Below are 25526 nucleotides of genomic sequence, written 5' to 3'. Positions count from 1 at the left end.
ATGGCAAGGGAATTCCCATTAGAAAAGACACGCAATATTGGAATTATGGCTCACATCGATGCTGGCAAAACCACTACAACCGAACGGATTCTGTTCTATACCGGTCGTGTCCACAAGCTTGGTGAAACCCATGACGGCGCCGCCACAATGGACTGGATGGTTCAGGAACAGGAGCGGGGAATTACCATTACCTCAGCGGCTACAACGGCTCACTGGCAAGGGCATCGAATAAACATTATCGACACACCAGGACACGTTGACTTTACTGTTGAGGTCGAGCGTTCCCTCCGGGTGTTGGATGGCGCCATCGGTGTATTTTGTGCCAAAGGCGGTGTTGAACCACAGTCGGAGACCGTCTGGCGGCAGGCTGACAAGTATCAGGTGCCGCGGATTGCCTACGTAAACAAAATGGACATCACCGGTGCTGATTTCAACCGGGTTGTCAATATGATTCACGAGCGACTGAAGGCCAATCCGGTGCCAATTCAGTTGCCCATCGGCAGCGAAGATCAATTTGCCGGTATTATTGATATTGTTCGCATGGAAGCGATTATTTACAGCGATGACTTGGGGACCGAAAGCCGGCGAGAGCAGATTCCGGCTGAATACTTGGAGGTGGCCCAAGAATACCGGGAAAAACTGGTAGAAGCTGTCGCTGAATTTGATGAAACACTTACCGACAAGTATCTGGAGGGCGAGGAAATCAGCGTTGATGAGATTATGGCCGCTCTGCGGACCGCAACCCTCAGCAATGCTCTGGTCCCGGTACTCTGCGGTTCGTCTTACAAAAACAAGGGTGTTCAGCTGCTCCTGGACGCAGTTGTCGATTTGTTGCCTGCTCCCCATGAGGTTGCGGATATAAAAGGTAAAGATCTCAAAACCGAAGAACCAATAACCCGGAAGTCGTCCGATGACGAGCCGTTTTCAGCATTGGCTTTTAAAATCATGTCCGACCCTTATGTCGGCAAGCTGTGCTTTTTCCGGGTTTATTCTGGTGTGCTGCGTTCCGGTAGCTATGTATACAACTCAACTAAGGGCAAGAAAGAGCGCATCGGCAGAATTTTGCGGATGCATGCAAATCACAGGGAGGAAATCAACGAGGTTCGCACCGGCGACATTGCCGCTGCCGTCGGCCTTAAGGATACCGCCACCGGCGACAGTCTGTGTGCGGAAGAGAACCCCGTACTTCTTGAGTCTATGGTTTTTCCCGAGCCTGTTATCTCGGTAGCCATTGAACCCAAAACCAAGGCCGACCAGGAAAAGATGTCGATTTCCCTGCAAAAACTCACCGAGGAAGACCCAACCTTCCGCACATACACCGATGCTGAAACCGGACAAACCATCATCTCAGGCATGGGTGAGTTACACCTCGAGGTCATCGTCGACCGCTTGCTGCGGGAATTCAAAGTGGGCGCCAATGTTGGCAAGCCCCAGGTGGCGTACAAAGAGACAATTACCCAATCGGTTCAGACTGAAGGGAAGTTTGTCCGCCAGAGCGGTGGCCGCGGTCAGTACGGCCATGTCTGGTTAGAGTTGGAACCGCTTGAGCCCGGTAGCGGCTTCCAGTTCCACAATAAAATTGTCGGCGGCGTTGTGCCCCGGGAATATATTCCGGCGGTAGAAAACGGTGTAAAGGAAGCGATGGAAAACGGAGCCCTGGCCGGTTTTCCGGTAATAGACGTGGCGGCTACAATTTATGACGGCAGTTACCACGATGTTGACTCATCGGAAATTGCCTTCAAGGTTGCCGGCTCCATGGCCTTTAAAAATGGTATGCTCAAAGCCAAGCCGATATTGTTGGAGCCAATGATGAAAGTTGAGGTCACCGTTCCCGAAGAAAACATGGGAGATGTCATGGGTGATATCAACTCCCGACGTGGCCGCATCGAAGGGATGGAGCCCGTTGCCGGTGCACAGGTTATCAGAGCCTTTGTTCCCCTGGCGGAGATGTTTGGCTACGCCACTGAACTGCGCTCCAGAACCCAGGGCCGGGGTATTTATTCGATGGAGTTTTCCCATTACGAACAAGTACCCAAGTCTATTGCCGAGGAAATCACAAACAGGAGTTAGTGCCCTTTTGGGATAAAAGGAGGGAAAATAGTGACTGCCACACAAAAAATAAGGATCCGGCTCAAGGCCTTCGATCACAGTGTTCTCGACTTATCTGCAGAGAAGATTGTTGAGACAGCCAAGCGGACCGGCGCCAAAGTTTCCGGTCCTGTACCTTTGCCCACAGACAAGTCTGTGTATACAATTCTGCGGGCTGTTCACAAATATAAGGATTCCCGGGAGCAATTTGAAATGCGCACCCACAAGCGTCTGATTGACATCCTTGAGCCCACACCCAAGACAGTCGACGCCCTGATGCGCCTGGACCTACCCGCGGGAGTTGACATTGAAATCAAACTTTAATAGTTTTCACCAGTGTTCAAGGAGGTGGCAAGCATGAATAAAGCGATTCTCGGTAAGAAGGTCGGGATGACCCAGATTTTTGACGATAAGGGCAATGTTATCCCTGTAACAGTCGTCGAAGCTGGCCCCTGCACCGTAATCCAGAAAAAAACCGTTGCCAATGAAGGCTATGATGCTGTTCAGGTTGGCTTTGCAGAGCAGAAAGAACAACGTTTGAACAAACCGCAATTGGGACATTTCAAGCGTGCCGGACAGCCGGCCATGAAGCATCTGGCAGAATTCAAGCTGGAAAACAGCAATAAATTTGAAGTAGGACAACAAATAACCGCCGATATATTTGAAGCCGGCGATATTGTAGACGTTACAGGGATTTCCAAGGGTAAAGGTTTTGCCGGTTCAATCAAGCGCCATAACCAGCATCGTGGACCGATGTCCCATGGTTCCCATTATCATCGCGGACCTGGCGCCCTGGCCGGTGTCGATGCCGCGCGTGTATTCAAAGGACGTCCGCTTCCCGGTCGCATGGGCGGCGAAAAAATTACAGTTCAGGGTCTGGAAATTGTCCGCGTGGACGCCGAACGCAACTTGCTTTTAATTAAGGGCGCTATGCCTGGCATTAAAGGCGCGCTGTTGCGCATTAAAAATTCCGTTAAGTCTTAGCACTTGTTTGTGAAAGGAGGACACAGGAGATGCCTAAGGTGGCAATACAGAATCAACAAGGCGAACAGGTCGGCGAACTGGAATTAAACGCTACCGTGTTTGCAGCGCCGGTTAACCAGACTGCAATCCATCAGGCAGTGGTGGCGTACCAAGCCAACCAGCGCCGGGGAACAGCATCCACCAAGACCCGCGGAGAGGTCAGGGGCGGTGGCCGTAAACCTTGGCGCCAAAAGGGTACCGGACGTGCCCGGCACGGCACCAGCCGTTCACCGATTTGGGTCGGCGGCGGCACAGTCTTTGGCCCCAATCCCCGGGATTATACGATTCGTCTGCCCAAAAAAATCAGACGTCTGGCTTTAAAATCAGCGCTCACTGTTAAAGTGAACGACAGCAACCTGATTGTTTTGGACCAGCTCTCAATCCCCGAGCCGAAGACAGCTGCGGTTGCCGATATTCTGAAAAACTTGCAGGTAACAGGCAAGACTTTGTTGGTTACAGCCGGTTCCGAGCCGGTTGTCTACAAAAGCGCCCGCAATATTCCCGGCGTGGTCACAAGTTCTGCTGATAGCATTAACACTTACGATATTGTCAATAGCGATACGCTGATCGTGACCCGGGACGCTGTGGCCAGGATTGAGGAGGTGTTTGCATAATGCGCGACGCCCGTGATATTATCATCCGCCCGCTGGTAACAGAGAAGACCAATGATATGATGGCTGACAACAAATATACTTTTGTCATCAAAAAAGACGCCAACAAAATTGAAGTCAAACAGGCCGTCGAATCTTTGTTCAAAGTCAAGGTTGCAGCTGTAAACATCGCCAATGTCAAAGGCAAGTTTAAGCGGTTCGGCGTACACAGAGGCTATCGCCCCAGCTGGAAAAAGGCGATAGTGACCCTGACTGCCGATTCCAAACCAATCGAAATTTTCGACTAGGTCGATAATCCGACCAAGCTAGTTCCGAGAAGGAGGGTGAGTCATGGCTATCAAGTCATTCCGACCCACTTCCCCAGGCAAAAGGTTTGCAACGGTCTCCACTTTTGAAGAGATCACCAAAACTGAACCAGAAAAATCGCTGCTGGCGCCCCTGAAAAAGCACTCAGGCCGCAACAACAAAGGCAGGATTACGGTTCGCCATCGGGGCGGTGGACATAAACGCAAGTATAGAATCATTGACTTTAAGCGGGATAAGGACGGCATCCCCGCAAAGGTGGCGGCTGTTGAGTACGACCCCAACCGGTCTGCCAACATTGCCCTGCTCCATTATGCCGATGGGGAGAAGCGTTACATCATCTGCCCCAACAACCTCAAGGTGGGCATGGAAGTCCATTCCGGACCGGGATCCGACATCAAGGTCGGCAATTGTCTGGCCCTCAAGGATATGCCTACCGGTACTGTCATTCACAATATCGAACTTAAACCGGGCAAAGGTGCTCAGATGGTACGTTCCGCCGGCGCCAGCGCCCAGCTGATGGCCAAAGAAGGCAATTACGCCCACGTGCGGCTCCCGTCTAACGAAGTGCGCCTGATCCATGTTAACTGCCGGGCGACCATTGGCCAGGTTGGCAATATCAACCACGAGAACATCACCATCGGTAAAGCAGGGCGCTCCCGGTGGCTGGGCAAGCGGCCCACCGTCCGCGGTGTGGTCATGAACCCGACCGATCACCCCCACGGCGGTGGCGAAGGCCGGGCGCCCATTGGTATGCCTGCACCGGTCAGCCCCTGGGGCAAGCCGGCACTGGGTTACAGAACCCGTAAGAAGAAAAAGTCCAATCAATATATCGTCAAACGCCGTAACAAATAATACGGCATGACCAAAGGAGGGAAGGAATCTCGATGGGTAGATCTCTAAAAAAAGGTCCCTTTTGTGACGCGAGCCTGCTGAAAAAGGTCAGGCAGATGAACGAAAAAGGCGAAAAGCGGGTTATCAAAACCTGGTCCCGCCGTTCAACGATATTCCCTGAATTTGTTGGTCATACTTTTGCTGTCTATGACGGCCGCAAGCACGTTCCTGTGTATGTAACCGAGGACATGGTTGGCCATAAACTAGGCGAATTCGCTCCCACCCGTACATTCCGGGGACACGGTAGTCATACCGAGCGGTCCACATCACTGAAATAGGCAGAGAGGAGGAGATCTCATGCAAGTTAAAGCAAGTGCACGCCATATTCGGATTGCACCCCGCAAGGTCCGCGTGGTTGTAGACCTGATTCGCGGCAAAGCGGTGGGTGATGCGCTGGCCATCCTCAGAAACACTCCTAAAGCTGCCTCGCCGGTGGTGGAGAAAGTCTTGAAATCAGCAGTGGCCAACGCAGAGCATAATTTTGAATTGAATCCCGAAAATTTGTTTGTGGCTAAAGTCTTTGTCGACCAGGGGCCAACCCTTAAGCGTTTCCGCCCCCGGGCCAGAGGCATGGCCAGCCGCATCAACAAGAAGACCAGCCACATAACTTTGGTGGTCGCCGACATGGAGAACCAAAGGAGGGATAGTTAGTGGGACAGAAGGTCAATCCTGTCGGTCTGCGTATCGGCATCATTAAAGATTGGGAATCCAAATGGTACGCAGAGCGCAAGGATTTTGTAGACACCCTGCACGAAGACTTCGCTGTTCGTAAATTTATCAGCGAACAATTGCCCAACTCCGGCATTTCCCGGGTCGAGATTGAGCGTGCAGCCAACCGGATGCGGATTTCGGTCCATACTGCCAAGCCGGGCGTTGTCATCGGCAAGGGTGGCTCCAGCATCGAAAAGCTGCGCAAGCAATTAGACGCGCTTACCGGTAAGAACACTCACATCAATATCATTGAAATCCGGGTAGCGGAACTTGATGCCCAACTAGTGGCCGAAGGAATTGCCGCCCAGCTGGAAAAGCGTGTTGCATTCCGCCGCGCTATGAAGCAGGCAATGGGTCGGACAATTCGGGCCGGCGCCAAAGGTATCCGGGTTATGACCAGCGGTCGTCTCGGCGGCGCTGAAATGTCCCGGACCGAATGGTACACCGAAGGCACAGTTCCTTTGCACACCCTCAGGGCCGATATCGACTACGGATTTGCCGAAGCCAAGACAACCTATGGCCAGATTGGCGTCAAGGTTTGGATTTATAAAGGCGAAATCCTGCCCAAGGCCCCCAAGAAGCAAGGTGCTGAGGAAGGAGGAGAATAATCAACCATGTTGATCCCTAAGCGAGTTAAATATCGTCGTCCTCATCGCGGCGGTATCCGGGGAAAAGCTCAGAGCGGTAATCAGGTTGACTTTGGCGAGTATGGCCTGATGGCTTTGGAGCCTACCTGGATCACCAATCAGCAGATCGAAGCCGCCCGGGTAGCGATGACCCGTTATATCAAGCGGGGCGGTAAAGTATGGATTAAAATATTCCCCCACAAGCCCATCACCGCCAAACCGGCAGAAACCCGGATGGGTAGTGGTAAAGGTTCTCCCGAAAAGTGGGTGGCCGTTGTCAAGCCCGGTCATATTATGTTTGAACTGGCCGGTGTCCCTGAAGACGTCGCCCGGGAAGCCATGCGTTTGGCAGCCCACAAACTGCCCATCAAGACCAAGTTTGTAAATCGTGCGGAAATGGGTGGTGAAGACCATGAAAGCTAAAGAAATCCGTGAACTGAGCGCTACCGAACTGCAGCGCCGGCTGGATGAGCTCAAGACTGAATTGTTCAACCTGCGGTTTCAGTTAGCCACCGGTCAATTGGATAACCCGATGCAGATTAGACGTGTCCGCAAGGACATCGCCCGGGTTAAGACAATTATGCGCGAGCAGGAACTGAACACCGGCGCCCAATAGGAATCGGAAAGGAGGCTTTTGTCGAATGAGTGACCGCAACAATCGCAAAGTCCGGACCGGCAAAGTTGTGAGCAACAAGATGGACAAAACCGTAGTTGTAGCTGTTGAAGACCAACTGCGCCATCCGGTATACGGCAAAACCGTTAAACAAACTAAGAAGATTAAAGCTCATGACGAAAACAATGCATGCAACATTGGCGATATTGTTCAAATCATGGAAACTCGTCCGCTCAGCAAAGACAAGTGCTGGCGGTTGGTGGAAATTCTCGAAAGAGCCCAGTAATTTACTAGCGCTTGAAAGGAGGGGCAGACAATGATTCAGCAGCAGTCGATGTTGAATGTGGCCGACAATTCGGGGGCCAAAAAGGTCATGTGTATCCGGGTGCTCGGCGGCTCCAAACGCTATGCAGGTAATATTGGCGACATCATCGTTGCTTCCGTTAAAGAGGCAACACCCGGCGGGGTTGTCAAGAAAGGTGAGGTCGTGCGGGCAGTTATCGTACGCTCCAAGACCGGAGTTCATCGCAAGGACGGCTCCCATATTAAGTTTGATGAAAACGCTGCGGTTATCATAAATGATGCTAAAAATCCACGGGGAACCAGGATTTTTGGGCCTGTGGCCCGGGAGTTACGGGAAAAGGACTTTATGAAAATAATTTCCCTGGCGCCCGAAGTTCTGTAGACCGCAAGGAGGTGTAGACGTGACAGTTCCCAAATTGCACGTTAAAAAAGGCGATAAAGTCAAAATCATGTCCGGCAAGGACCGGAACAAAACCGGCAAAGTTCTGGAAGTTCTGCCCCGGGAGCGGAAAGTGGTTGTGGAAGGCGTAAACATGATCAAGCGCCATCAGCGTCCCACCCGTGACAATCCCCAGGGCGGTATCCTTGAAAAAGAGGCTCCTCTGTACAGCGACAAGGTAATGGTCGTTTGTGCAAAGTGCAAGGAGGCCAGCCGGGTTGGCTATAAATTTCTGCAAAACGGCGATAAGGTTCGCTACTGCAAAAACTGTGGCGAGGTCAACGAAAAGTAACTGACCGATGCGGAAGGGAGGTCACAACGTGGCTAGACTTGAAGAATTATACAAGCAGGAAATTGTGCCTGCTTTAATGGAAAAATTTCAGTATTCCAGTGTTATGGAAGTCCCCAAAATAGAGAAGATCGTCGTGAATATGGGCGTTGGCGATGCCAAGGAAAACCCCAAGTTCCTGGACAGCGCAGTCGAAGAATTGACCTTGATCACCGGACAAAAGCCGGTCATCACCAAGGCAAAAAAAGCGATTGCCGGGTTCAAAATCCGGGCCGGCATGTCCATCGGCACCAAGGTTACTCTGCGTGGCGAGCGGATGTACCAGTTTCTCGACCGCTTGCTGGGACTCGCTCTGCCCCGGGTGCGGGACTTTCGCGGTGTTTCGCCCAAGGCCTTTGATGGTCGCGGCAACTACACTTTGGGCATCAAAGAACAGCTGATCTTCCCGGAAATCAACTACGATAATGTTGACCGGGTGCGGGGTATGGACGTAGTCATAGTGACTACAGCCAAGACTGATGAAGAGGGCCGGGAGCTGCTGAAAGCCTTTGGCGTCCCCTTCAGTAAATAAACCCGACAAGGAGGGAATAAACGGGTGGCAAAAAAATCGATGATTGCCAAACAAAAGCGTGACCCTAAGTTTAACGTTCGGGGTTACAACCGCTGCAAAATCTGCGGTCGTCCCCACGCATATATGCGCAAGTTTGGTATGTGCCGTATCTGCTTCCGTAATTTGGCCTACAAGGGTCAAATCCCCGGCGTCAAGAAAGCCAGCTGGTAGTGTTAGGAAAGGAGGTTTTACCCCGATGACTATGACAGATCCAATTGCTGATATGCTGACCAGAATCAGAAATGCGAATATGGCCCTGCATCCCAGCGTCGAGATTCCTGCCTCCAAACTCAAAGTTGCGGTGGCTGACATTCTCAAAGCGGAAGGGTATATAGGCGACTATGAAGTCGTAGAAGATAACAAACAAGGTATTTTGCGCATCAGATTGCGCTATGAGAACAGCAAAGGCAGAATAATTACAGGTATCAAACGGATTAGCAAGCCCGGTCTCAGGGTTTATGCCAAAAAGGATGAGATCCCCCGGGTTCTGGGCGGACTGGGAGTGGCGATTATTTCTACCTCACAAGGGGTAATGGTTGATCGTCAGGCCCGGGCAGCCGGCCTTGGCGGCGAAGTCCTTTGCTACGTTTGGTAACTTCAGAGCGGAGGTGTAGTGATGTCCAGAATCGGTAGAAAGCCGGTCGAACTACCTGCCGGCGTTCAGGTTACCATCGCCGAGGGCAATATGGTTACAGTTAAAGGTCCTCTGGGCCAGCTGAGCGAAAAACTGCCCGGCGAAATGAAAATAGAGCAAGCGGAAAATCAGATTGTGATTACCCGTCCCAGCGATCATAAACAGCATCGCGCGTTGCACGGCTTGTCCCGCAGTCTGTTGGCCAACATGGTTGAGGGCGTTGCCAAAGGGTATACCCGCAATCTTGAAATGGTCGGAGTCGGCTATCGGGCAACCCTGCAGGGCAAGGATCTCAACCTTGCAGTCGGTTATTCCCATCCCGTGGTAATAAAAGCGCCCGAAGGTATTCAGTTTGAAGTACCGGCGCCCACCAAGATAACCGTCAAGGGTATTCATAAGCAGACAGTCGGACAAATTGCCGCTGAGATTCGTGCGGTCCGCAAGCCGGAACCGTATCTTGGCAAAGGCATCAAATATGAGAACGAAACTATCCGGCGCAAGGAAGGCAAGGCCGGCAAGTAGCAGCACTGAAAGGAGTGAAACCGGTTGGGTCGTAATATTAATCCGCGCAAGAAAAGACATTTGCGGGTGCGCAAAAGATTGTTTGGCACCCCTGAGCGTCCACGTCTCAATGTCTTCAGGAGCGCAAAAAATATCTACGCACAGATTATCGATGACACCAAAGGCAACACATTGGTGGCGGCTTCAACCCTGAATCCGGCTGTCAAAGCCGATTTGGAGCACGGCGGAAACAAGGACGCTGCCCGCATAGTCGGACGCGTCATCGCTGAACGCGCAAAAGAAGCTGGTATCAGCAACGTTGTTTTTGACCGTGGCGGATACCTCTACCACGGACGCATCAAAGAACTTGCCGACGCAGCCCGTGAAGCGGGCCTCGAGTTTTAGGCAAAGGAGGGAAACACTTGAACACCAAAAAAGACCCAAGAAAAGACCCAAGCACAATGGATCTGACCGAAAAGGTTGTTAATATAAACCGGGTTGCCAAGGTTGTCAAGGGTGGCCGTCGTTTCAGCTTCAGCGCCCTGGTAGTCGTCGGTGACGGCAATGGTAATGTTGGCGCCGGACTTGGTAAGGCGGGCGAGGTTCCCGACGCAATCCGCAAGGGAATCGAAGAAGCCAAGAAGAGCATGATCAAAGTCCCAATTGTCGGTACCACCATTCCCCACGAAGTACTCGGAAAGTTTGGCGCCGGACAGGTGCTCTTAAAACCTGCCTCCGAAGGTACCGGTGTTATCGCAGGTGGACCGGTGCGTGCTGTTCTGGAAGCTGCAGGGGTCCGCGACATCCTCACCAAATCCCTGGGTTCATCCAACGCCATCAACATGGTCGGCGCTACCCTGGAGGCAATCAAGAGTCTTCGCACCGCCGAAGAAGTTGCCAGGCTCCGGGGCAAGGCCGTGGAAGAACTGCGGGGCTAGGAGGTAACAAAGATGGAAAAACAAATTCGTATAAAATTGGTCAAGAGTTTTATTGGTCGTCCCAAAGATCAGCGCCTGACCCTTCGGGCTCTTGGTTTTGTCAGGGTTAACCAGGTTGTAACCAAGCCCGACAACAAACAGATCCGCGGGATGATTGACAAGGTATCACACCTGGTTCAGGTAATCGAGTAGAGGAGGTGCAGACGTGAAACTCCATGAACTCAAGTCGCCCAAAGGCGCACGCAAAAAAGGCAAGCGCAAGGGTATTGGCATCGGTTCAGGTTTGGGCAAGACTGCCGGTCGCGGGCATAACGGACAGAACTCCCGCAGTGGCGGCGGCACCCGTCCCGGCTTCGAAGGCGGCCAGATGCCACTGCATCAACGCCTCCCCAAGCGCGGATTTACCAATAAGTTCCGCAAAGAGTATGCGGAAGTTAATGTTAGCGACCTCAACCGGTTTGCTGACGGCACCGAAGTTACACCGCAGCTCTTGATTGAGAACGGTTTGATAAAGAAACTCAAGCACGGAGTAAAGGTCCTGGGCACTGGCGAACTGAGCGTAAAGCTTACAGTCAAGGCCCATGGTTTCAGCAAAGGAGCCGAAGAAAAAATTCAGGCTGCCGGCGGCAGTATCGAGGTGATATAGTATGCAACTGGTGGCGACACTGACAAACGCCTGGAAGATTAAGGACATACGTCGCAAACTGTTGTTCACCTTGGCAATGCTCTTTGTTTTCCGCCTCGGTTCCTTTGTACCGGTTCCCGGTATCGATGCCGATACAGTCAGCGAAATCCTCAGTGGCGGCGGCGACGGCACCGGCGGAATTTTGGGCATGTTTGATATGTTTGCCGGCGGTGCATTGTCCCAATTCTCGATATTCGCCATGGGGATTATGCCCTATATTAACGCGTCAATTATCATGACGCTTCTGCAGACTGTCATTCCCAAGTTTGAAGAATGGTCCAAAGAGGGTCCTGAGGGCCGGAAAAAGCTCAATCAGTTCACTCGCTACGGAACCGTTCTTTTGGGCTTTATTCAGTCCACCGGTATGGCCTGGGCTTTTCAGGGCGCTATCGGCGTCAGCCGTGTGGTTGATCCCCTGAATTTTTACACAACCCTGGCGATTATTGCCCTGACCTTGACTGCCGGAACTGCGTTCCTGATGTGGTTGGGCGAGCAAATCACTGACAAGGGAATTGGCAATGGAATCTCAATCATCATTTTCGCCGGGATTATCTCTCGGTTGCCGATAACCTTCACCGAGACCTACCAGATGTACCGGGTTGGTGAAATCAATGTCTTTAATTTGGTGGCAATCGCGGTTCTTGCGCTGGTCGTTATCGCCGGTGTTGTCTACATCCAGCAGGGCGAGCGGCGGATTCCCGTCCAATATGCCAAGCGGGTTGTCGGACGTCGGATGTATGGCGGCGCCAGCAGTCATATTCCCCTCAAAGTTAACCAGGCAGGGGTTATCCCGGTAATTTTCGCTTCTTCGATTCTGTTATTCCCGGAAACAATTGCCCAGTTTTGGCAAAATGATTTCCTAATCAGAGTCAGCAATTTCCTGCGGATTGGCTCCCCATTTGGGACCACCCTCTATGTAATTGCTATTGTTTTCTTCAGTTATTTTTACACCGCCATTACAGTTAACCCCAATGACCTTGCCGATAACATGCGCAAGAATGGCGGCTTCATACCCGGTATTCGTCCGGGGCGGCCGACAGCCGGATACATCGAGCGGATCATCAACCGCATCACTTTGGCCGGCGCTGTATTTTTGGCCATCATCGTAGTCTTGCCCTTTGCCTTGAATGCTTTGACCGGTATTCAGATGGGGCTGGGCGGAACTGCCCTCCTGATTGTGGTTGGCGTGGCTTTGGAAACTATGAAGCAAATCGAAAGCCAGATGTTGATGCGCCACTACAAGGGCTTTATGTAGGAGGTAATTATGCGTCTGATTTTATTGGGCCCCCCGGGCGCCGGCAAAGGCACCCAGGCGGAACTGATACGTGACCATTTCAAAATACCCCATATCTCCACCGGTGACATGCTCCGGGAGGCGCGGCGCCAAAAGACCGAGTTGGGCAAAAAGGCCCAGAGTTACATGGACTCCGGACAACTGGTGCCCGACGAAGTGGTTGTTGGCATCGTCCGGGAGCGCCTCAGTCAGCCCGACTGTGCCCAGGGGTTCTTGTTGGACGGGTTTCCGCGCACTGTAGAGCAGGCGTTGGCCCTAGAACAGGCAGAAGTTGAACTGGATGCAGCTGTCAGCATCGAAGTGCCCCGGGAACTGTTGCTTAAGCGCCTGACCGGGCGCCGGATCTGTCGGGAATGTGGCCGCGCCTGGCATGTGGAGTTCAATCCAGCCCCTAGCGGCGACACCTGTGAGTGTGGTGGCGAGCTCTATCAGCGCAGCGACGACACCAGTGAGACAGTAGGATCCCGGCTGGACGTCTATGAGCGGCAGACCAGCCCGCTTAAGGGATGGTACCAGGAACGGGGATTGCTGTCCGAGGTAGACGGCAACCAGGCTATAGACCGGGTCTTTGCCGATATCCTCAGTGTTTTGGGAGCTGCCCAATGATCATTGTTAAATCGCCCCGGGAGCTGGAGATAATGGCCCGGGCAGGAAAAGTAACCGCCCAAGCCCATCAATTGGTCAAAGAGGCGGTGCGTCCGGGAATATCTACCAGCGAACTGGATAAATTAGTGGAAGATTTTTTGCTTGGTCAGGGTGTGATACCTGCCTTCAAGGGGTATAACGGTTTCCCTGCCAGCATCTGTGCATCAGTAAACGAACAGGTCGTGCACGGCATTCCCAGCAATGACGTGATCCTTAACGAGGGAGACATTCTCAGTGTGGACATTGGCGCCATCGTCGACGGTTATGTTGGCGACGCAGCGGCCACATATCCGGTGGGGAAAATTTCCCCGGACGCTGAGAAACTGCTTCGGGTCACCGCCGAATCCCTGGAAAAGGGGATTGCCCAGGCTGTGGAGGGAAACCGTCTTTTCGACATCTCGGCCGCTGTCCAACAGTGGGCCGAATCCCATGGATTTTCAGTGGTCAGGGATTACGTCGGCCATGGCATAGGCCAGCAGATGCACGAAGATCCGCAAATTCCCAACTTTGGCCGACCCGGTTTTGGCCCCCGGCTTGCAGCAGGCATGGTGTTTGCAATCGAGCCAATGGTCAATGCGGGTAGCTTTCATGTCAAAACCCTTGCAGATGATTGGACTGTCGTTACTGTTGACGGAAAACTCTCGGCCCACTTTGAACACACAGTTGCGATTACGCCTCAGGGGCCGTGGGTGCTCACGACCCCGGACTAAGGAGGGCGTGCAAATGGAGTTTTCAGTTGGTCAGATTGTTCGTTCAACTGCCGGCCGTGACCACGGCCGCGAATACGTGGTTATTGCCATTGAACCAAAACGTGTGCTGGTAGCTGACGGTCGGGTGCGAACCACGGCCAAGCCAAAGGCCAAAAATCCGTTACATCTGCAATTGGTCAGTCAGAGGCCGGCCGCCAAGGACGTGGCGCCCACGGATTTGGAAATCAGGCAGATACTTTCAGAAGGCGGCGGAACAACTCCAGACAAGGAAGAGAGGGAGGGAATTTTTGATGGCTAAACAGGATGTCATCGAAGTAGAAGGCCGGGTCATCGACGCACTGCCCAACGCCACATTTAAAGTGGAATTGGAGAACGGCCATGTGATTATGGCGTACGTGCGCGGCAAATTGCGTATGAATTTTATCAGGATATTGCCCGGTGACCGGGTCTCGTTGGAATTATCACCGTATGACCTGACAAAAGGTCGGATTACGTATCGTCATAAATGAGACCCACCCCTGAAAAGGAGGTAGAACAGTGAAGGTAAGACCATCGGTCAAGAAAATCTGTGAAAAATGTAAGATCATCCGCCGGAAAGGCGCAGTTATGGTGATCTGCGAAAACCCCAAACACAAACAAAAACAGGGATAGCAGGAGGTGTAATCGATTGGCACGTATTTCTGGCGTTGACCTGCCAAGGGAAAAACGTATCGAAGTTGCCCTGACATATATTTTCGGTATCGGTCCCAGCCTGGCTAAGGAAGTTGTCGCCAAAACCGGCATCAACCCCGACACCCGGGTACGCGACCTGACCGAAGACGAAATCTCCCGCCTGCGGGAAACCTTGGACAAAGAATATAAAGTCGAAGGGGACCTGCGTCGGGAAACATCAATGAATATCAAGCGTTTGGTGGAGATTGGCTGCTATCGCGGTATCAGACACCGTCGCGGACTACCCGTCCGGGGCCAGAACACCAAGAACAACTCCCGGACCCGCAAGGGTGCTAAGCGCACCGTTGGAATCAAACGGAAGAAGTAATTAAGAAGGAGGGATTTGAGTTTGGCCAGGAGAACTGCACGCCCCAAACGCAGGGAGCGTAAAAATATTGAGCGCGGTGTCGCTCACATTCAGTCAACCTTCAACAACACAATCATCACAATCAGTGATGTAAACGGCAATACTGTTGCCTGGTCCAGCGCCGGCGCCAACGGGTTCAAGGGCTCGAGAAAGAGCACTCCCTTTGCCGCCCAGACGGCAGCGGAATCGGCAGCACGCACCGCCATGGAACATGGAATGCGGGTGGTCGAGGTCTTCGTCAAAGGCCCCGGTTCCGGCCGGGAAGCCGCTATTCGTTCGATGCAGGCCGCTGGTCTGGAAGTCACTGCAATCAGAGACGTAACCCCCTTCCCCCACAACGGCTGTCGGCCGCCAAAACGGCGCCGGATGTAATCTACAGGAGGTGTAAGCTATATGGCAAGATATACCGAAGCAGTTTGCCGCCTGTGTCGTCGTGAGGGCCACAAGCTGTTTCTAAAAGGCGAACGTTGCTATACGCCCAAATGCGCCATCGACCGTCGGACTTATCCGCCGGGACAACATGGGCAGCGTCGGCGTAAAGAGACCGAGTTTGGTATCCAGCTCAGGGAAAAACAAAAAGTGCGCCGTATTTACGGTGTTATGGAACGTCAGTTCCGCAGCTACTATGAGGAAGCTAACCGTCGCGAGGGAGTAACCGGCGAAATCCTGCTTCAACTCTTGGAAACCCGTCTGGACAACGTGGTTTTCCGTCTCGGATTTGCGCTGTCCCGCCCCGAGGCAAGACAACTAGTCCGGCATGGTCATTTCCTCGTCAACGGCAAGAAGGTCAATATTCCTTCCTTCCAGTGCAAAGTTGGCGACGTAATCACCGTTCTGGAAAAGAGCGCAAGCTCGCCCAAGTTCAAAGACATCCGTGAGTTCGCGGCCCAGCATACTCATCCCGAGTGGTTGGAAAAGAACGCGGAAAACCTCAGCGGCTCCGTATTGGCGCTGCCACGTCGCGAAGATGTCCAAGATGTTCCAATCGAAGAGCATCTTATCATTGAGCGTTATTCTCGTTAAAACCACCCTCGAGTCAATTAAGAAAGGGAGGGTCTGTGTAAGTGCTTGAAATAGAAAAGCCCCGTATTGAATGTGTCGACTCGTCGGAAGAGAACTTTTATGCCAAGTTCACTGTTGAACCTCTGGAAAGAGGTTATGGTACCACTCTGGGGAACAGTCTGCGTCGCGTACTGCTTTCGTCTTTGCCGGGAGCAGCGGTGACCAGTGTCAAGATTGAAGGGGTGCTCCACGAATTTTCGACCGTTCCCGGGGTAGTTGAGGACACCACTGAGATCGTCCTTAACCTTAAGAAATTAAGATTTAAAATGTTCCAGAACCAGTTTGAGCCGGTAACCATGCGGATCGAAGCCAGTGGCGAAGGTCCCGTTACCGGCAAGGACATAATCGCCGGCGATGCCGATGTTGAGATTCTCAACCCGGAACAGTTAATCGCCACTTTGGAACCCGGTGAGCGTTTCCAGGCCGAACTGACAGTCAGCCCCGGCAGGGGTTATGTCGCAGCCGAGAAAAACAAGTCGCCGGAGCAACCGATAGGCGTAATTGCCGTAGATTCAATCTTTTCGCCAGTGCGCAGGGTCAATTTCCATGTTCAAAACACCCGGGTTGGCCAGGTCACCGACTACGACAAGCTGACTCTGGAAGTGTGGACCGACGGCAGCATCCGTCCTGATGAAGCAATCAGCCTTTCTGCAAAAGTTCTCAAAGAACACTTGGATTTATTCGTCAACCTCAGTCAGTCGGTAAATGATATCGAAGTGATGGTTGAGAAGGAAGAAGAGGAAAAAGGCAAAGCGCTGGAAATGCCCATCGAAGAACTGGACCTGTCGGTTCGCTCATATAACTGCCTAAAGCGGGCTGGCATTAATTTTGTGCACGAATTAACCGCCAAGACCGAGAACGAGATGGTCAAGGTGCGTAACCTGGGCAAGAAGTCCCTGGAAGAAGTTGTCCAAAAACTGGATAGTCTGGGACTGAGCCTCAGGCAAGAAGAAGAATAAGGAGGGAAGACCCGTGGCACAATCCAAATTTGGCCGTCCAACCAACCAACGGCGTGCCCTCTTGCGTGGCCTGGCCACTGCAGCCTTGAAAAACGAACGCATCACCACAACCGAAGCGAAGGCAAAAGCCGTCAAGCCGGTTGTGGAGAAGCTGATTACTTTGGGTAAGAAGGGCGACCTTCACGCCCGTCGCCAGGTACTCAGCTATGTTTTAGAAGAAGACGTGGTAACCAAGCTTTTTGAAGACATTGCCCCCCGTTATGCCGAGCGCAACGGTGGCTATACCAGAATTTATAAAGCTTCCCCCCGGCGCGGAGACGGAGCGCCCCAGGCGATTCTGGAACTGGTCTAAATCAAAGCCGTGGACAGGTCAGTCACAGTTGGGGACCCCAGGGTCGCTGACTGTTTGTCCTGTCTTTTTTTATCCACGGCAGGGGAGGAGAGTATGAGTTTAATACAGGTAACAGACGCAAACTACTGGTACCGCACAGGGGAGGAACAGGGGATTCATGCCCTTAGGGATATTAATCTGAGCATTGAAAAAGGCGAATTTGTCGTTATTATCGGCCACAATGGTTCCGGGAAATCCACTCTGGCGAAGCTGCTCAATGGCCTGCTCACCCCCGACACAGGGACTGTGACGATTAACGGGCGTTCGACATTGGATCCCGAACACTACTGGCAGATCCGTCAACAGGTGGGGATGGTATTCCAAAACCCGGATAACCAGCTCATTGCCACTGTTGTTGAGGAAGACGTTGCCTTTGGTCCCGAGAACCTGGGTGTGCCGTCGGTCCAGATTGTTGAGCGGGTCCGGGAGTCGCTGCGCCAGGTGGACATGACCAAGTACAGCCGCCATGCGCCCCACCTCTTGTCCGGCGGACAAAAGCAACGGGTTGCGATTGCCGGTATCCTAGCCATGCGGCCCCGCTGTCTGGTGTTGGATGAACCCACGGCAATGCTCGATCCCCGGGGCCGCCGGGAGGTATTAAAGACTGTGCGTCAGCTAAATGCCAGGGATGGCATGACCGCTGTCTGGATTACACACCATATGGATGAGGCGGCCCACGCCGATCGAGTCCTGGTAATGGAGCAGGGCGCAATTGTTATGCAAGGCAAGCCCAAAGATGTTTTCCGTCAGACAGAGCGCCTCAAAAACCTGGACTTGGATGTGCCGGTAATTACCCGCCTTGGCCAGTTGCTGGCGGAAGACGGCCTTGACCTCCCCGACGACATACTGACTGTAGATGAGATGGTGATGCATTTATGTCAATAATCGCCACCAATCTTGGGCACATGTATTCTCCTGGCACTTCCTTTGCCGTTGAAGCGCTACGTAATGTCAATCTGGAAATTAAAGACGGCGAAATCGTTGGCCTGATTGGCCATACCGGCTCGGGCAAGTCCACCCTGATTCAACATTTCAACGGACTGCTCAAACCGACCAGCGGCAGGATTGAGGTTCAGGGTATTAACACCGCTGAAAAGGGCACTTCCCTGAAGAAGCTTCGGCAAAAGGTCGGGCTGGTTTTTCAGTATCCCGAACATCAACTGTTTGAAGAAACTGTAGCTGCAGACGTGGCCTTCGGTCCCAAGAATCTTGGGTTGAGCCCGGACCAGGTAACCGAACGGGTTCGTGAGGCATTGGCAGCAGTGGACCTAGATTACGAAGCGGTAAAGGACCGTTCGCCCTTTGAGCTTAGCGGCGGGCAAATGCGGCGGGTTGCCGTGGCCGGTGTGTTGGCCATGGCGCCGGAAGTGTTAATTCTTGATGAACCCACCGCCGGGTTGGACCCCCGCTCCCGTCGGGAAATCCTCTCCCATTTACGGCGCATCCACAGCGAACAGGGGCTGACAATGATTATTGTGTCCCACAGTATGGAAGAGGTCGCTACCTTTGCTGACCGGATCATTGTCATGGATCAAGGGACAATCCACACCCAGGGTACGCCCCGGGAGGTATTCACCCGTGCTGAGGAGTTGCAGGCCATTGGCCTGGACGTGCCCCCGCTTACACGTCTGATGTTGGAGCTCTCAGCCCGAGGCTATGATCTGCCCAACAATCTCCTGACCCTTGAAGAGGTGCGGGCTGCCATCCGGACCTGGAAGGGGGGGCGGAAACAATGCTTAAAGGAATAACAATCGGCCAGTATTATCCAGGCGAGTCCTTTATGCACAATCTCGAGCCCCGGATAAAGATTGGCCTGATTACAGCATATATAGTATTTTTATTTTTGGCCGACACCGCCTGGGGCTACTTGCTGATGATGGCGTTGACCTTGTTGGTAATCCTCACAGCTCGCCTGCCCCTAAAGCTGATGCTGCGGGGCCTGAAGCCGCTGTTTTTCATCATTGGTTTTACCTTGCTGCTGCACATATTCTTCACCAAGGGCGGCGAGGTCTGGGTGCAGTTGGGGAGGTTTACCATCGAGTCCAACGGGGTAATCACCGGCCTGATGATGGCTTGGCGTCTGGTGCTGTTGGTGACCACAACCTCGCTTTTAACTCTGACCACGTCACCAATTGCTCTCACCGACGCTATTGAGGGCTTGCTCAACCCCCTGCGGCCAATAGGCGTGCCGGCCCATGAGCTGGCAATGATGATGACCATTGCCCTGCGCTTCATCCCCACACTTCTGGAAGAAGCGGAGAAGATCATGAAGGCCCAGATGGCCCGGGGCGCCGATTTTGAATCGGGGAGCATCCTCAAACGGGCCAAGGCAATGATACCGCTCTTGGTGCCCTTGTTTATCAGCGCCTTCCGCCGGGCCGATGAGTTGGCTCTGGCCATGGAAGCCCGCTGCTACCGCGGTGGCAAGGGCCGGACCAGGATGCGGGTCCAGGTCATCAGGGCTAAAGACTGGCTTACGCTAGGTGGCTTTATCGCCGCCATGGTGGTGGTCATATGGTTGGGCCTCTAGGGCGCTGTGCCCTGATTCTAGAATATGATGGTTCCCGCTATAGCGGCTATCAGTTCCAGCTTAACGGCGACTCGGTTCAGGCTCGTTTGGAAGCAGCGCTGGCAACCATAATGGGCGCTTCTGTGTCAACCAAAGCAGCCAGTCGCACCGACGCTGGCGTTCATGCCCGCGGCCAGGTTGTCGCCTTTGACCGCAGCCGGCCCTTTCCCGTGGAGCGGCTGGCAGCGGCCTTAAATGGCAATCTGCCCCGGGATATCCGGGTGGTGCGGGCCATAGAAGTGCCGGAAGATTTTCATCCCCAGTACGCTGCCAAAGGAAAAATTTACCGATATTTTTTCTTTAACCGTTCCCATGCGCCGGCAATTGCAGCCAACTATTGTTGGCATATTCCGAAGCCATTGGATCTTCAAGCCATGAATGCCGCAGCAGCCTGTCTGCGTGGCCGCCACGATTTCCAGGCCTTTCAGGCCGCCGGTTCCGCAGTCGCCAGCACAGTGCGCACGTTACAGCATATCTGGTCTCAGCGGCGCGGGCACTGGGTTGTGATGACCGTCTATGGCGATGGTTTCTTGTATAACATGGTGCGAATTATCGCCGGCACCATTGCCGAGTGTGGCCTTAGCAAACGCTCAGCCCCGGAAGTGGCCGCGGCTCTGGCTGCCCGGGACCGAAAACTAACAGGACCAACTGCGCCTGCTGCCGGACTGTTCCTGGAACGGGTTATATATCGCCCTTCCCTTGACAGGCTGGCGCAGCTATAATAAAATGATTCAGGATATGCTAAAATCCGTGAGCCCCGGATTTTGCACAGAATTCACCGAGGAGGGAAAACATGCGCACCACATTTTTGGCCAAACCAGGTCAGATTGAACGTAAATGGCTGTTGGTTGACGCCGAGGGCAAAACCCTTGGTCGCCTGGCCAGTGAAGTCGCCACATTGTTGCGCGGCAAACACAAACCAGTTTTTACCCCTAACGTTGATACCGGGGACCACGTTATCATCATAAACGCTGAAAAGGTCGTTGTTTCCGGTAACAAAGCCCAAGACAAAAAGTATTATCGCTACACCGGTTATGCCGGTGGACTAAAGGAAACCAACTTCGCGACCATGATGCAGAAGCATCCCGAGCGGGTACTGCACCTGGCCGTCAAGGGCATGCTCCCCCACAACAAGCTGGGTCGGGCAATGCTCAAGAAACTCCGGGTTTACAAAGGCGCGGACCATCCCCATGCCGCCCAGATGCCCGAAAAATGGGAACCAAGAGGTTAAGGAAAGGGGGATGTGTAAATAATGGCTCAAGTTCAGTACATTGGTACCGGTCGTAGGAAGAACGCAGTCGCCCGGGTCCGTCTGGTCCCTGGCGAAGGTAAGATTGTTATCAACAAGCGGGATATCGACGATTACTTTGGCGGTCTTGAAACCCTGAAGCTGATCGTTGCCCAGCCTCTCGAAGCAACCCAGAACATCGGCACTTATGATGTATTCGCCAACGTTGATGGCGGCGGCATCAGCGGTCAGGCCGGCGCAATCCGGCACGGAATCGCCCGCGCCCTGCTCAAAGCAGACGCCGAGCTCCGCCCGACCCTTAAGAAAGCCGGCTTCCTCACCCGTGACCCACGGATGACCGAGCGGAAAAAGTACGGCCTCAAGAAAGCCCGCCGTGCACCCCAATTCTCCAAGCGTTAAAAAAAAGCAAAACCAAAGACTCTGTGGACACCCACAGAGTCTTTTCGCACCAATCGAGGACGGTTCTCGATTGGCACCCACGAAAGAATGAGTTGCTTTTTCGCCTACTGCTCACATTCTCCCAAAAGAAGACCGGGTTATTTACTCTTGTAGGCGGGCTTTGTTTATACTATGCCAATTGAGAACCGTCCTGATTTAGCATACGCCCGGCGAGCGCCTGCACGATTGGAGTGATACGGCGTTGGATATCCGGCCAGTCGTATTCCTGAACGGGGAACGGAGAATCGGGGTCTTTGCTCACTTTCGCCACGGGGAAGACTACCCCCGGGTCCCGGTCGTCGCCTATGCGGATAATGTCCATGTCAATCGGATACATCAAGGCGTTGGCAATTGCTTTTAAGACAACGGTTTTATAACCGTTCATAATCTCTTCAGTGCCACCGCCGTGGCCGATTATTGCAGCAGGTTTGCCAAAGAGGGAAGAGCGGCAAAGGTCGCCATGGAATCGACCCAAAAAGGCGATTTGCTCTGCTTTCTCCAACAGGATTGCCAACTTCGACGGAATGGGAGCATAGTGAGCACTGACAACAATCAGGCCGTCAGCTGTGTTCATAAGCTTATGCAGATGGTTAAAGTCATCATCCTGGCAGCATTGTTTGGAATGAAAACATTGGCCACAACCTGTACAAGGTAGCAGATTATAGTTCACTAAGGAAATGGTTTCATATATCTACATGCAACACCTGCTCCGGGCTGATGCTCAGCCACGCCTGCTCGGCCCGCTGGTAATCACCCTGGGTAAAAAGGGCCGCATTCAGCGCGCCAACAGAGGTGCCGGCCACAGCGCCAATGCGTGTGTCCAGGCCAAGCTCTTCTTAGCGCCCGCCAAGCGCCAATTTGGTAGGCGCCGCGACCACCGCCACCGGTCAAGACCAAGCCGAAATCCCGCTTCATAAATCCTCACCTCCAAACCAAACATTTGTTTGTTTTTTTGTCACAATCTGACGCCAAACACTGGTATAATCAAATGGGCCCATTGCTGTCAGTTTCAAATGAGGGGGGAGAAAGATGCGTAAACTAAAAAATCTGGTGATTATCCTCTTGCTGGTTGTTGTAGTTGGGTTGTCATCTTATCTGTATGTAACAAAAAACACCGTTAGTGGTTCCACTGTAACTACGCAGCTGGTGGAGGAGCAGATTGCAATGCTGGGAGAGTTGGCCACAGCCCGCTATAACTATACCAATGTGGTGGCCTGGGAAGATAATATAAAGTTTCGTAATATGACACTGCCGTTTACCACCAAGAGTTTTATGCTCATGTACACCGGCTATGTGAAAGCGGGTGTCGATTTGGAGGCAATTTCGGTGGCGATTGACCCGGAGCAGGCGATTGAAATAGTTTTGCCGCAGCCACGGGTTACCGACAGCGTCCTCAATGAGGATGACGTTTACATCTATGATCAGAGTTCTGCACTGTTCAACAAGCTGGATTTCGAAGACCTGTATTCCGTCCTGCCTAACGAAAAGCAACGGATGGAAATGGAAGCTGTGGAACGGGGCCTGTTGCTTCAGGCAGCCACCCAGGCGGAAGCCCTGATCGCGGCGTTCCTTGGCAATCTTGGCTTCACCGAAATCGAAATCACCTATTCGCAAGGCGAATAGGTGGTCGCTGACGCATTAAACCGGGGTCTTTCACAAACACTATAAAAAACATGGAGGTGTTTGTGTGCTGCAATTAACCCAGAAAGAAACAGCGCTACTTCAAGATCAACAAAAGCATGAGGAAATTTGCGTTCAAAAGTATCAGAGTTATGCCAATCAGGCTCGGGATCCACAGCTGAAACAACTGTTCAACGATATTGCCCAGGTAGAAAAAGAACATCTGAACTCAGTAACCCAGATGCTCAGTGGCCAGATTCCCGCCACTAACCAGCAACAACAGGGGCAACAAGGTCAGCAACAGCAGCAAGGCCAGCAACAAAAGGGACAACAGGTCGCCAAAGGGCAATCAAATTCATTCCAGATGCAGGCTTCTGGCTCGGGCAAGCAGTCATATGACGAAAATGACGCGGCTCTTTGCAACGATATGTTGATGACCGAAAAATATGTGTCCAGCACATACAATACAGCGATCTTTGAGTTCCAGGACAGCAACGCCAGAGACGTCCTCAACCACATCCAAAAAGAGGAACAACAGCATGGCGAACAGATCTTTAACTACATGAAGAGCCAGGGGATGTATCAGCCCCAGTAAAAGAGCGCCCTCAGGCGCTCTTTTCTTTGCTCTCAAGACCGTCAATCTGACCCCAGCGTTGTTTGATCCAGGCCAAAAGCACAGGGTCAGGGTTATATGTCATGATAAAATCGGCGCTGATTGCCTCCGGCCGGGGCCTGACAACAGGTTTAACCGCGAAGCAAAGGGCCTGACGATGGCCAATTTGCCGGAGTTCAACAGTTTTAATTTGGTCCCAGCTCAGGCGAGCGCGCTTGGTAAGCGAGTAGTATTCGATGCCCTCATTAGTCACCGTTAGGTGCTGGAATATTTCCAGAACAAAAATCAGAGAAACCACCCCATAAATAGGCAGAAAGTGGGTGAGGCCGACCCTGGTGCCGGCCAGCATTCCAGCCAGGGCAATCAGGGGGCCGAGGAGAATCAAAAAAATATAGCAAATTAGTCTGCCCCGGGGATGGAAAGAGTAACGCTTCATTTATATCACCTCTCTGGATAGATACCGGTCGTATATAGAAACAATTCTTTATTGTCCACAGACATTCCTGCTAATAATTTAGCATATACAACATATATATCAGCAGGGAGGTGAGGGAATGCGACCAGGCGCAATGCCGCTGCAGCTGCGAATTGTGTTGGGCGCCGGGCTTGCTGTTGTCCTGGTCCTGGCGACTATCCTTGCCCAGCCAACTGTACCGATTACCACTGAAAACAGCTCTTTGCCGCCGTTAGTGGTTATAGATCCCGGCCATGGCGGGTATGATGGCGGTGCCGAGCGGGACGGGGTGCTGGAGAAGGACATAAACTTGGAAGTGGCCCTGGCTTTGCGGGAGGTCTTGCTAGCCACAGGGTATCGGGTGCTCATGACCAGGTATGGGGACTACAGTCTGATTGGCGAAGACGACCCTGGCGATATGACCCGGAAACGCGCAGATTATCAGCGGCGTCTGGCAGTAGTCGAGCAGAGCCAGCCGGATGTGATTATCATGATCCATTGTAACGCCATTGGCTCGTCCGTTTGGTATGGCGCGCAGACCTTTTTTCAGGAAGGGTATGGCGGCGGCAAGCTGTTGGCGGAAGATATACAGTTTTTCCTGACCCGGTTTACAGACACCAGCCGTCAGGTTGCTTCCGGCGACTACTACTTGCTTCGGGAGAGCACCCGGATCGGCAGCCTGGTAGAGGTGGGGTTTATCTCCAACCCCCGGGAGCGGACCTTGCTTCAACAACCGGAATACCAGCGGCGGCTGGCCCTGGCCATAATGCTTGGCATTAGCAAATATATTCATTACCCCACTGAGCTGGATAGACGTTAAAGTTATGTTATTCCAGCCCTTTTCAGCAGGAATAAGCGCCCCCAATGGCTAATTAAAGCTATGTCAGGGGGTGTTTTCTTTATGCTTGATTTAGCCAGTCTGATAGATAAAACCGGATTTCCTGCTCTGTTGGTCCTGGATGGACAGGGCAATTTAGTGTACGCCAGTACCGGCGCCCATGAGCTTTTGGAAGGGCTGAAGTTGGAGTTAGGTAATCCTCTGCCCGCTGCTCTGGATGGTTGGAGCCGCAACTTGCCCCAAGACATCGACCTGGAGGGGCGGACTCTGACCATCACCGCCGACGGTTGGGCTGGTTATACACTGCTAATGATTACCGAGAGCGACCGCTCGTCCAG

Annotated in this window: 44 protein-coding genes; 42 read left to right on the top strand and 2 right to left on the bottom strand. The window is 52.8% G+C overall.

Going from position 1 to position 25526, the window contains the following annotated elements:
• The 39 genes from fusA (at nt 1) to rpsI (ending at nt 21624) form a co-directional block, all read left to right on the top strand.
• Nucleotides 1-2070 (top strand): elongation factor G, encoded by a 2070-nt coding sequence (gene fusA / locus FH749_01905; protein MTI94234.1) that lies wholly within the window; start codon nt 1-3, stop codon nt 2068-2070.
• A gap of 30 nt (nt 2071-2100) precedes the next feature.
• Nucleotides 2101-2412, top strand: a complete 312-nt coding sequence (rpsJ, locus tag FH749_01900) for a 30S ribosomal protein S10 (protein ID MTI94233.1) — start codon at nt 2101-2103, stop codon at nt 2410-2412.
• Nucleotides 2413-2445: 33 nt separating this feature from the next.
• The gene (locus tag FH749_01895; protein MTI94232.1) at nt 2446-3072 is read left to right on the top strand and encodes a 50S ribosomal protein L3; all 627 of its coding nucleotides are present in this window, start codon (nt 2446-2448) and stop codon (nt 3070-3072) included.
• A 29-nt stretch (nt 3073-3101) separates the two neighbouring features.
• The gene (rplD, locus tag FH749_01890) at nt 3102-3725 is read left to right on the top strand and encodes a 50S ribosomal protein L4 (protein MTI94231.1); all 624 of its coding nucleotides are present in this window, start codon (nt 3102-3104) and stop codon (nt 3723-3725) included.
• Nucleotides 3725-4009, top strand: coding sequence for a 50S ribosomal protein L23 (locus FH749_01885; protein ID MTI94230.1), 285 nt, complete (start codon nt 3725-3727; stop codon nt 4007-4009). The genes rplD and FH749_01885 overlap by 1 nt, the downstream gene beginning before the upstream one ends.
• Nucleotides 4010-4052: 43 nt before the next feature.
• Nucleotides 4053-4880 (top strand): 50S ribosomal protein L2, encoded by an 828-nt coding sequence (gene rplB, locus FH749_01880; GenBank protein MTI94229.1) that lies wholly within the window; start codon nt 4053-4055, stop codon nt 4878-4880.
• A 32-nt stretch (nt 4881-4912) separates the two neighbouring features.
• Nucleotides 4913-5197 (top strand): 30S ribosomal protein S19, encoded by a 285-nt coding sequence (gene rpsS, locus FH749_01875; protein ID MTI94228.1) that lies wholly within the window; start codon nt 4913-4915, stop codon nt 5195-5197.
• A gap of 19 nt (nt 5198-5216) precedes the next feature.
• On the top strand, nt 5217-5570 hold the full coding sequence (locus FH749_01870; GenBank protein ID MTI94227.1) for a 50S ribosomal protein L22: 354 nt from the start codon (nt 5217-5219) through the stop codon (nt 5568-5570).
• Nucleotides 5570-6238 carry a 30S ribosomal protein S3 gene (gene rpsC / locus FH749_01865; protein MTI94226.1) on the top strand — a complete coding sequence of 223 codons (669 nt, stop codon included), beginning with the start codon at nt 5570-5572 and terminating at the stop codon, nt 6236-6238. Before FH749_01870 ends, rpsC begins: the two co-directional genes overlap by 1 nt.
• A 6-nt stretch (nt 6239-6244) precedes the next feature.
• Nucleotides 6245-6679 (top strand): 50S ribosomal protein L16, encoded by a 435-nt coding sequence (gene rplP, locus FH749_01860; protein MTI94225.1) that lies wholly within the window; start codon nt 6245-6247, stop codon nt 6677-6679.
• On the top strand, nt 6669-6872 hold the full coding sequence (locus FH749_01855) for a 50S ribosomal protein L29 (GenBank protein MTI94224.1): 204 nt from the start codon (nt 6669-6671) through the stop codon (nt 6870-6872). The genes rplP and FH749_01855 overlap by 11 nt, the downstream gene beginning before the upstream one ends.
• Before the next feature lie 25 nt (nt 6873-6897).
• On the top strand, nt 6898-7155 hold the full coding sequence (gene rpsQ / locus FH749_01850) for a 30S ribosomal protein S17 (protein MTI94223.1): 258 nt from the start codon (nt 6898-6900) through the stop codon (nt 7153-7155).
• A 30-nt stretch (nt 7156-7185) separates the two neighbouring features.
• Entirely contained in the window at nt 7186-7554 is a 369-nt protein-coding gene (rplN, locus tag FH749_01845) for a 50S ribosomal protein L14 (GenBank protein MTI94222.1), read from the top strand.
• 34 nt (nt 7555-7588) lie between these two features.
• Entirely contained in the window at nt 7589-7903 is a 315-nt protein-coding gene (locus FH749_01840) for a 50S ribosomal protein L24 (protein MTI94221.1), read from the top strand.
• Nucleotides 7904-7931: 28 nt separating this feature from the next.
• Nucleotides 7932-8471 carry a 50S ribosomal protein L5 gene (gene rplE / locus FH749_01835; GenBank protein ID MTI94220.1) on the top strand — a complete coding sequence of 180 codons (540 nt, stop codon included), beginning with the start codon at nt 7932-7934 and terminating at the stop codon, nt 8469-8471.
• Between the two features lie 24 nt (nt 8472-8495).
• Nucleotides 8496-8681 (top strand): type Z 30S ribosomal protein S14, encoded by a 186-nt coding sequence (locus tag FH749_01830; protein MTI94219.1) that lies wholly within the window; start codon nt 8496-8498, stop codon nt 8679-8681.
• 25 nt (nt 8682-8706) lie between these two features.
• On the top strand, nt 8707-9105 hold the full coding sequence (gene rpsH, locus FH749_01825; GenBank protein ID MTI94218.1) for a 30S ribosomal protein S8: 399 nt from the start codon (nt 8707-8709) through the stop codon (nt 9103-9105).
• Between the two features lie 21 nt (nt 9106-9126).
• A complete protein-coding gene (locus FH749_01820; GenBank protein MTI94217.1) occupies nt 9127-9666 on the top strand; it encodes a 50S ribosomal protein L6 in 540 nt (179 codons plus the stop codon).
• A gap of 24 nt (nt 9667-9690) precedes the next feature.
• The gene (locus FH749_01815; protein ID MTI94216.1) at nt 9691-10050 is read left to right on the top strand and encodes a 50S ribosomal protein L18; all 360 of its coding nucleotides are present in this window, start codon (nt 9691-9693) and stop codon (nt 10048-10050) included.
• Nucleotides 10051-10106: 56 nt separating this feature from the next.
• Nucleotides 10107-10583 (top strand): 30S ribosomal protein S5, encoded by a 477-nt coding sequence (locus tag FH749_01810; GenBank protein MTI94215.1) that lies wholly within the window; start codon nt 10107-10109, stop codon nt 10581-10583.
• 12 nt (nt 10584-10595) lie between these two features.
• Complete coding sequence (gene rpmD / locus FH749_01805; GenBank protein MTI94214.1) at nt 10596-10775, top strand: 50S ribosomal protein L30; 180 nt, start codon at nt 10596-10598, stop codon at nt 10773-10775.
• Nucleotides 10776-10788: 13 nt separating this feature from the next.
• A complete protein-coding gene (locus tag FH749_01800; protein ID MTI94213.1) occupies nt 10789-11229 on the top strand; it encodes a 50S ribosomal protein L15 in 441 nt (146 codons plus the stop codon).
• A gap of 7 nt (nt 11230-11236) precedes the next feature.
• Nucleotides 11237-12523: a preprotein translocase subunit SecY gene (secY, locus tag FH749_01795; protein ID MTI94212.1), complete on the top strand. Its 1287-nt coding sequence runs from the start codon at nt 11237-11239 to the stop codon at nt 12521-12523.
• Nucleotides 12524-12532: 9 nt separating this feature from the next.
• Entirely contained in the window at nt 12533-13168 is a 636-nt protein-coding gene (locus tag FH749_01790; GenBank protein ID MTI94211.1) for an adenylate kinase, read from the top strand.
• Nucleotides 13165-13917 carry a type I methionyl aminopeptidase gene (gene map / locus FH749_01785; GenBank protein MTI94210.1) on the top strand — a complete coding sequence of 251 codons (753 nt, stop codon included), beginning with the start codon at nt 13165-13167 and terminating at the stop codon, nt 13915-13917. The genes FH749_01790 and map overlap by 4 nt, the downstream gene beginning before the upstream one ends.
• A gap of 13 nt (nt 13918-13930) precedes the next feature.
• Nucleotides 13931-14215: an RNA-binding protein gene (locus FH749_01780; protein MTI94209.1), complete on the top strand. Its 285-nt coding sequence runs from the start codon at nt 13931-13933 to the stop codon at nt 14213-14215.
• Nucleotides 14208-14426, top strand: coding sequence for a translation initiation factor IF-1 (gene infA / locus FH749_01775; GenBank protein ID MTI94208.1), 219 nt, complete (start codon nt 14208-14210; stop codon nt 14424-14426). Before FH749_01780 ends, infA begins: the two co-directional genes overlap by 8 nt.
• 28 nt (nt 14427-14454) lie before the next feature.
• Entirely contained in the window at nt 14455-14568 is a 114-nt protein-coding gene (rpmJ, locus tag FH749_01770) for a 50S ribosomal protein L36 (protein MTI94207.1), read from the top strand.
• Nucleotides 14569-14584: 16 nt separating this feature from the next.
• Nucleotides 14585-14956, top strand: a complete 372-nt coding sequence (rpsM, locus tag FH749_01765) for a 30S ribosomal protein S13 (GenBank protein ID MTI94206.1) — start codon at nt 14585-14587, stop codon at nt 14954-14956.
• A gap of 21 nt (nt 14957-14977) precedes the next feature.
• The gene (rpsK, locus tag FH749_01760) at nt 14978-15367 is read left to right on the top strand and encodes a 30S ribosomal protein S11 (GenBank protein MTI94205.1); all 390 of its coding nucleotides are present in this window, start codon (nt 14978-14980) and stop codon (nt 15365-15367) included.
• 21 nt (nt 15368-15388) lie between these two features.
• Nucleotides 15389-16018, top strand: coding sequence for a 30S ribosomal protein S4 (gene rpsD / locus FH749_01755; GenBank protein MTI94204.1), 630 nt, complete (start codon nt 15389-15391; stop codon nt 16016-16018).
• A gap of 41 nt (nt 16019-16059) precedes the next feature.
• The gene (locus FH749_01750; protein ID MTI94203.1) at nt 16060-17016 is read left to right on the top strand and encodes a DNA-directed RNA polymerase subunit alpha; all 957 of its coding nucleotides are present in this window, start codon (nt 16060-16062) and stop codon (nt 17014-17016) included.
• Between the two features lie 13 nt (nt 17017-17029).
• Nucleotides 17030-17368, top strand: coding sequence for a 50S ribosomal protein L17 (locus FH749_01745; protein ID MTI94202.1), 339 nt, complete (start codon nt 17030-17032; stop codon nt 17366-17368).
• Nucleotides 17369-17461: 93 nt separating this feature from the next.
• Nucleotides 17462-18292 carry an energy-coupling factor transporter ATPase gene (locus FH749_01740; GenBank protein MTI94201.1) on the top strand — a complete coding sequence of 277 codons (831 nt, stop codon included), beginning with the start codon at nt 17462-17464 and terminating at the stop codon, nt 18290-18292.
• Complete coding sequence (locus FH749_01735; protein ID MTI94200.1) at nt 18283-19155, top strand: energy-coupling factor transporter ATPase; 873 nt, start codon at nt 18283-18285, stop codon at nt 19153-19155. Before FH749_01740 ends, FH749_01735 begins: the two co-directional genes overlap by 10 nt.
• Nucleotides 19140-19937 carry an energy-coupling factor transporter transmembrane protein EcfT gene (locus tag FH749_01730; protein ID MTI94199.1) on the top strand — a complete coding sequence of 266 codons (798 nt, stop codon included), beginning with the start codon at nt 19140-19142 and terminating at the stop codon, nt 19935-19937. Before FH749_01735 ends, FH749_01730 begins: the two co-directional genes overlap by 16 nt.
• Nucleotides 19922-20698 (top strand): tRNA pseudouridine(38-40) synthase TruA, encoded by a 777-nt coding sequence (gene truA / locus FH749_01725; GenBank protein ID MTI94198.1) that lies wholly within the window; start codon nt 19922-19924, stop codon nt 20696-20698. Before FH749_01730 ends, truA begins: the two co-directional genes overlap by 16 nt.
• Nucleotides 20699-20769: 71 nt before the next feature.
• Nucleotides 20770-21207, top strand: a complete 438-nt coding sequence (gene rplM / locus FH749_01720; protein ID MTI94197.1) for a 50S ribosomal protein L13 — start codon at nt 20770-20772, stop codon at nt 21205-21207.
• 21 nt (nt 21208-21228) lie between these two features.
• Nucleotides 21229-21624: a 30S ribosomal protein S9 gene (gene rpsI / locus FH749_01715; protein MTI94196.1), complete on the top strand. Its 396-nt coding sequence runs from the start codon at nt 21229-21231 to the stop codon at nt 21622-21624.
• A gap of 169 nt (nt 21625-21793) precedes the next feature.
• Here rpsI and FH749_01710 read toward each other — a convergent pair whose 3' ends face one another.
• A complete protein-coding gene (locus tag FH749_01710; GenBank protein MTI94195.1) occupies nt 21794-22354 on the bottom strand; it encodes a flavodoxin family protein in 561 nt (186 codons plus the stop codon).
• Nucleotides 22355-22692: 338 nt separating this feature from the next.
• Here FH749_01710 and FH749_01705 point away from each other — a divergent pair, with 338 nt between their 5' ends.
• Together FH749_01705 and FH749_01700 are read left to right on the top strand one after the other, a co-directional pair.
• Nucleotides 22693-23286 (top strand): DUF4230 domain-containing protein, encoded by a 594-nt coding sequence (locus FH749_01705; GenBank protein MTI94194.1) that lies wholly within the window; start codon nt 22693-22695, stop codon nt 23284-23286.
• 64 nt (nt 23287-23350) lie between these two features.
• A complete protein-coding gene (locus FH749_01700; protein MTI94193.1) occupies nt 23351-23878 on the top strand; it encodes a spore coat protein in 528 nt (175 codons plus the stop codon).
• 10 nt (nt 23879-23888) lie between these two features.
• On the opposite strand, the gene FH749_01695 is transcribed toward FH749_01700, so the two are convergent.
• Nucleotides 23889-24332, bottom strand: coding sequence for a hypothetical protein (locus tag FH749_01695; GenBank protein MTI94192.1), 444 nt, complete (start codon nt 24330-24332; stop codon nt 23889-23891).
• A 118-nt stretch (nt 24333-24450) separates the two neighbouring features.
• On the opposite strand from FH749_01695, the gene FH749_01690 reads away from it, so the two are divergent.
• Nucleotides 24451-25170 (top strand): N-acetylmuramoyl-L-alanine amidase CwlD, encoded by a 720-nt coding sequence (locus tag FH749_01690; protein ID MTI94191.1) that lies wholly within the window; start codon nt 24451-24453, stop codon nt 25168-25170.
• The last annotated feature ends 356 nt before the right edge of the window (nt 25171-25526 follow it).

It is taken from the genome of Bacillota bacterium (assembly GCA_009711825.1).
In the GTDB taxonomy this organism is placed as follows: domain Bacteria; phylum Bacillota; class Proteinivoracia; order UBA4975; family VEMY01; genus VEMY01.
This window is presented reverse-complemented; position numbering and strand designations above follow the sequence as displayed.

What these genes read in the sequence shown, in the direction of transcription:
- fusA (MTI94234.1), top strand. Translation starts at nt 1, where the DNA reads ATGGCAAGGGAATTCCCATTAGAAAAGACACGCAATATTGGAATTATG.
- FH749_01895 (MTI94232.1), top strand. Translation starts at nt 2,446, where the DNA reads ATGAATAAAGCGATTCTCGGTAAGAAGGTCGGGATGACCCAGATTTTT.
- rplD (MTI94231.1), top strand. Translation starts at nt 3,102, where the DNA reads ATGCCTAAGGTGGCAATACAGAATCAACAAGGCGAACAGGTCGGCGAA.
- FH749_01885 (MTI94230.1), top strand. Translation starts at nt 3,725, where the DNA reads ATGCGCGACGCCCGTGATATTATCATCCGCCCGCTGGTAACAGAGAAG.
- rplB (MTI94229.1), top strand. Translation starts at nt 4,053, where the DNA reads ATGGCTATCAAGTCATTCCGACCCACTTCCCCAGGCAAAAGGTTTGCA.
- rpsS (MTI94228.1), top strand. Translation starts at nt 4,913, where the DNA reads ATGGGTAGATCTCTAAAAAAAGGTCCCTTTTGTGACGCGAGCCTGCTG.
- FH749_01870 (MTI94227.1), top strand. Translation starts at nt 5,217, where the DNA reads ATGCAAGTTAAAGCAAGTGCACGCCATATTCGGATTGCACCCCGCAAG.
- rplP (MTI94225.1), top strand. Translation starts at nt 6,245, where the DNA reads ATGTTGATCCCTAAGCGAGTTAAATATCGTCGTCCTCATCGCGGCGGT.
- FH749_01855 (MTI94224.1), top strand. Translation starts at nt 6,669, where the DNA reads ATGAAAGCTAAAGAAATCCGTGAACTGAGCGCTACCGAACTGCAGCGC.
- rpsQ (MTI94223.1), top strand. Translation starts at nt 6,898, where the DNA reads ATGAGTGACCGCAACAATCGCAAAGTCCGGACCGGCAAAGTTGTGAGC.
- rplN (MTI94222.1), top strand. Translation starts at nt 7,186, where the DNA reads ATGATTCAGCAGCAGTCGATGTTGAATGTGGCCGACAATTCGGGGGCC.
- rpsH (MTI94218.1), top strand. Translation starts at nt 8,707, where the DNA reads ATGACTATGACAGATCCAATTGCTGATATGCTGACCAGAATCAGAAAT.
- FH749_01820 (MTI94217.1), top strand. Translation starts at nt 9,127, where the DNA reads ATGTCCAGAATCGGTAGAAAGCCGGTCGAACTACCTGCCGGCGTTCAG.
- FH749_01810 (MTI94215.1), top strand. Translation starts at nt 10,107, where the DNA reads ATGGATCTGACCGAAAAGGTTGTTAATATAAACCGGGTTGCCAAGGTT.
- rpmD (MTI94214.1), top strand. Translation starts at nt 10,596, where the DNA reads ATGGAAAAACAAATTCGTATAAAATTGGTCAAGAGTTTTATTGGTCGT.
- FH749_01790 (MTI94211.1), top strand. Translation starts at nt 12,533, where the DNA reads ATGCGTCTGATTTTATTGGGCCCCCCGGGCGCCGGCAAAGGCACCCAG.
- map (MTI94210.1), top strand. Translation starts at nt 13,165, where the DNA reads ATGATCATTGTTAAATCGCCCCGGGAGCTGGAGATAATGGCCCGGGCA.
- FH749_01780 (MTI94209.1), top strand. Translation starts at nt 13,931, where the DNA reads ATGGAGTTTTCAGTTGGTCAGATTGTTCGTTCAACTGCCGGCCGTGAC.
- infA (MTI94208.1), top strand. Translation starts at nt 14,208, where the DNA reads ATGGCTAAACAGGATGTCATCGAAGTAGAAGGCCGGGTCATCGACGCA.
- rpsD (MTI94204.1), top strand. Translation starts at nt 15,389, where the DNA reads ATGGCAAGATATACCGAAGCAGTTTGCCGCCTGTGTCGTCGTGAGGGC.
- FH749_01740 (MTI94201.1), top strand. Translation starts at nt 17,462, where the DNA reads ATGAGTTTAATACAGGTAACAGACGCAAACTACTGGTACCGCACAGGG.
- FH749_01735 (MTI94200.1), top strand. Translation starts at nt 18,283, where the DNA reads ATGTCAATAATCGCCACCAATCTTGGGCACATGTATTCTCCTGGCACT.
- FH749_01730 (MTI94199.1), top strand. Translation starts at nt 19,140, where the DNA reads ATGCTTAAAGGAATAACAATCGGCCAGTATTATCCAGGCGAGTCCTTT.
- truA (MTI94198.1), top strand. Translation starts at nt 19,922, where the DNA reads ATGGTTGGGCCTCTAGGGCGCTGTGCCCTGATTCTAGAATATGATGGT.
- rplM (MTI94197.1), top strand. Translation starts at nt 20,770, where the DNA reads ATGCGCACCACATTTTTGGCCAAACCAGGTCAGATTGAACGTAAATGG.
- rpsI (MTI94196.1), top strand. Translation starts at nt 21,229, where the DNA reads ATGGCTCAAGTTCAGTACATTGGTACCGGTCGTAGGAAGAACGCAGTC.
- FH749_01705 (MTI94194.1), top strand. Translation starts at nt 22,693, where the DNA reads ATGCGTAAACTAAAAAATCTGGTGATTATCCTCTTGCTGGTTGTTGTA.
- FH749_01695 (MTI94192.1), bottom strand. Translation starts at nt 24,332, where the DNA reads ATGAAGCGTTACTCTTTCCATCCCCGGGGCAGACTAATTTGCTATATT.
- FH749_01690 (MTI94191.1), top strand. Translation starts at nt 24,451, where the DNA reads ATGCGACCAGGCGCAATGCCGCTGCAGCTGCGAATTGTGTTGGGCGCC.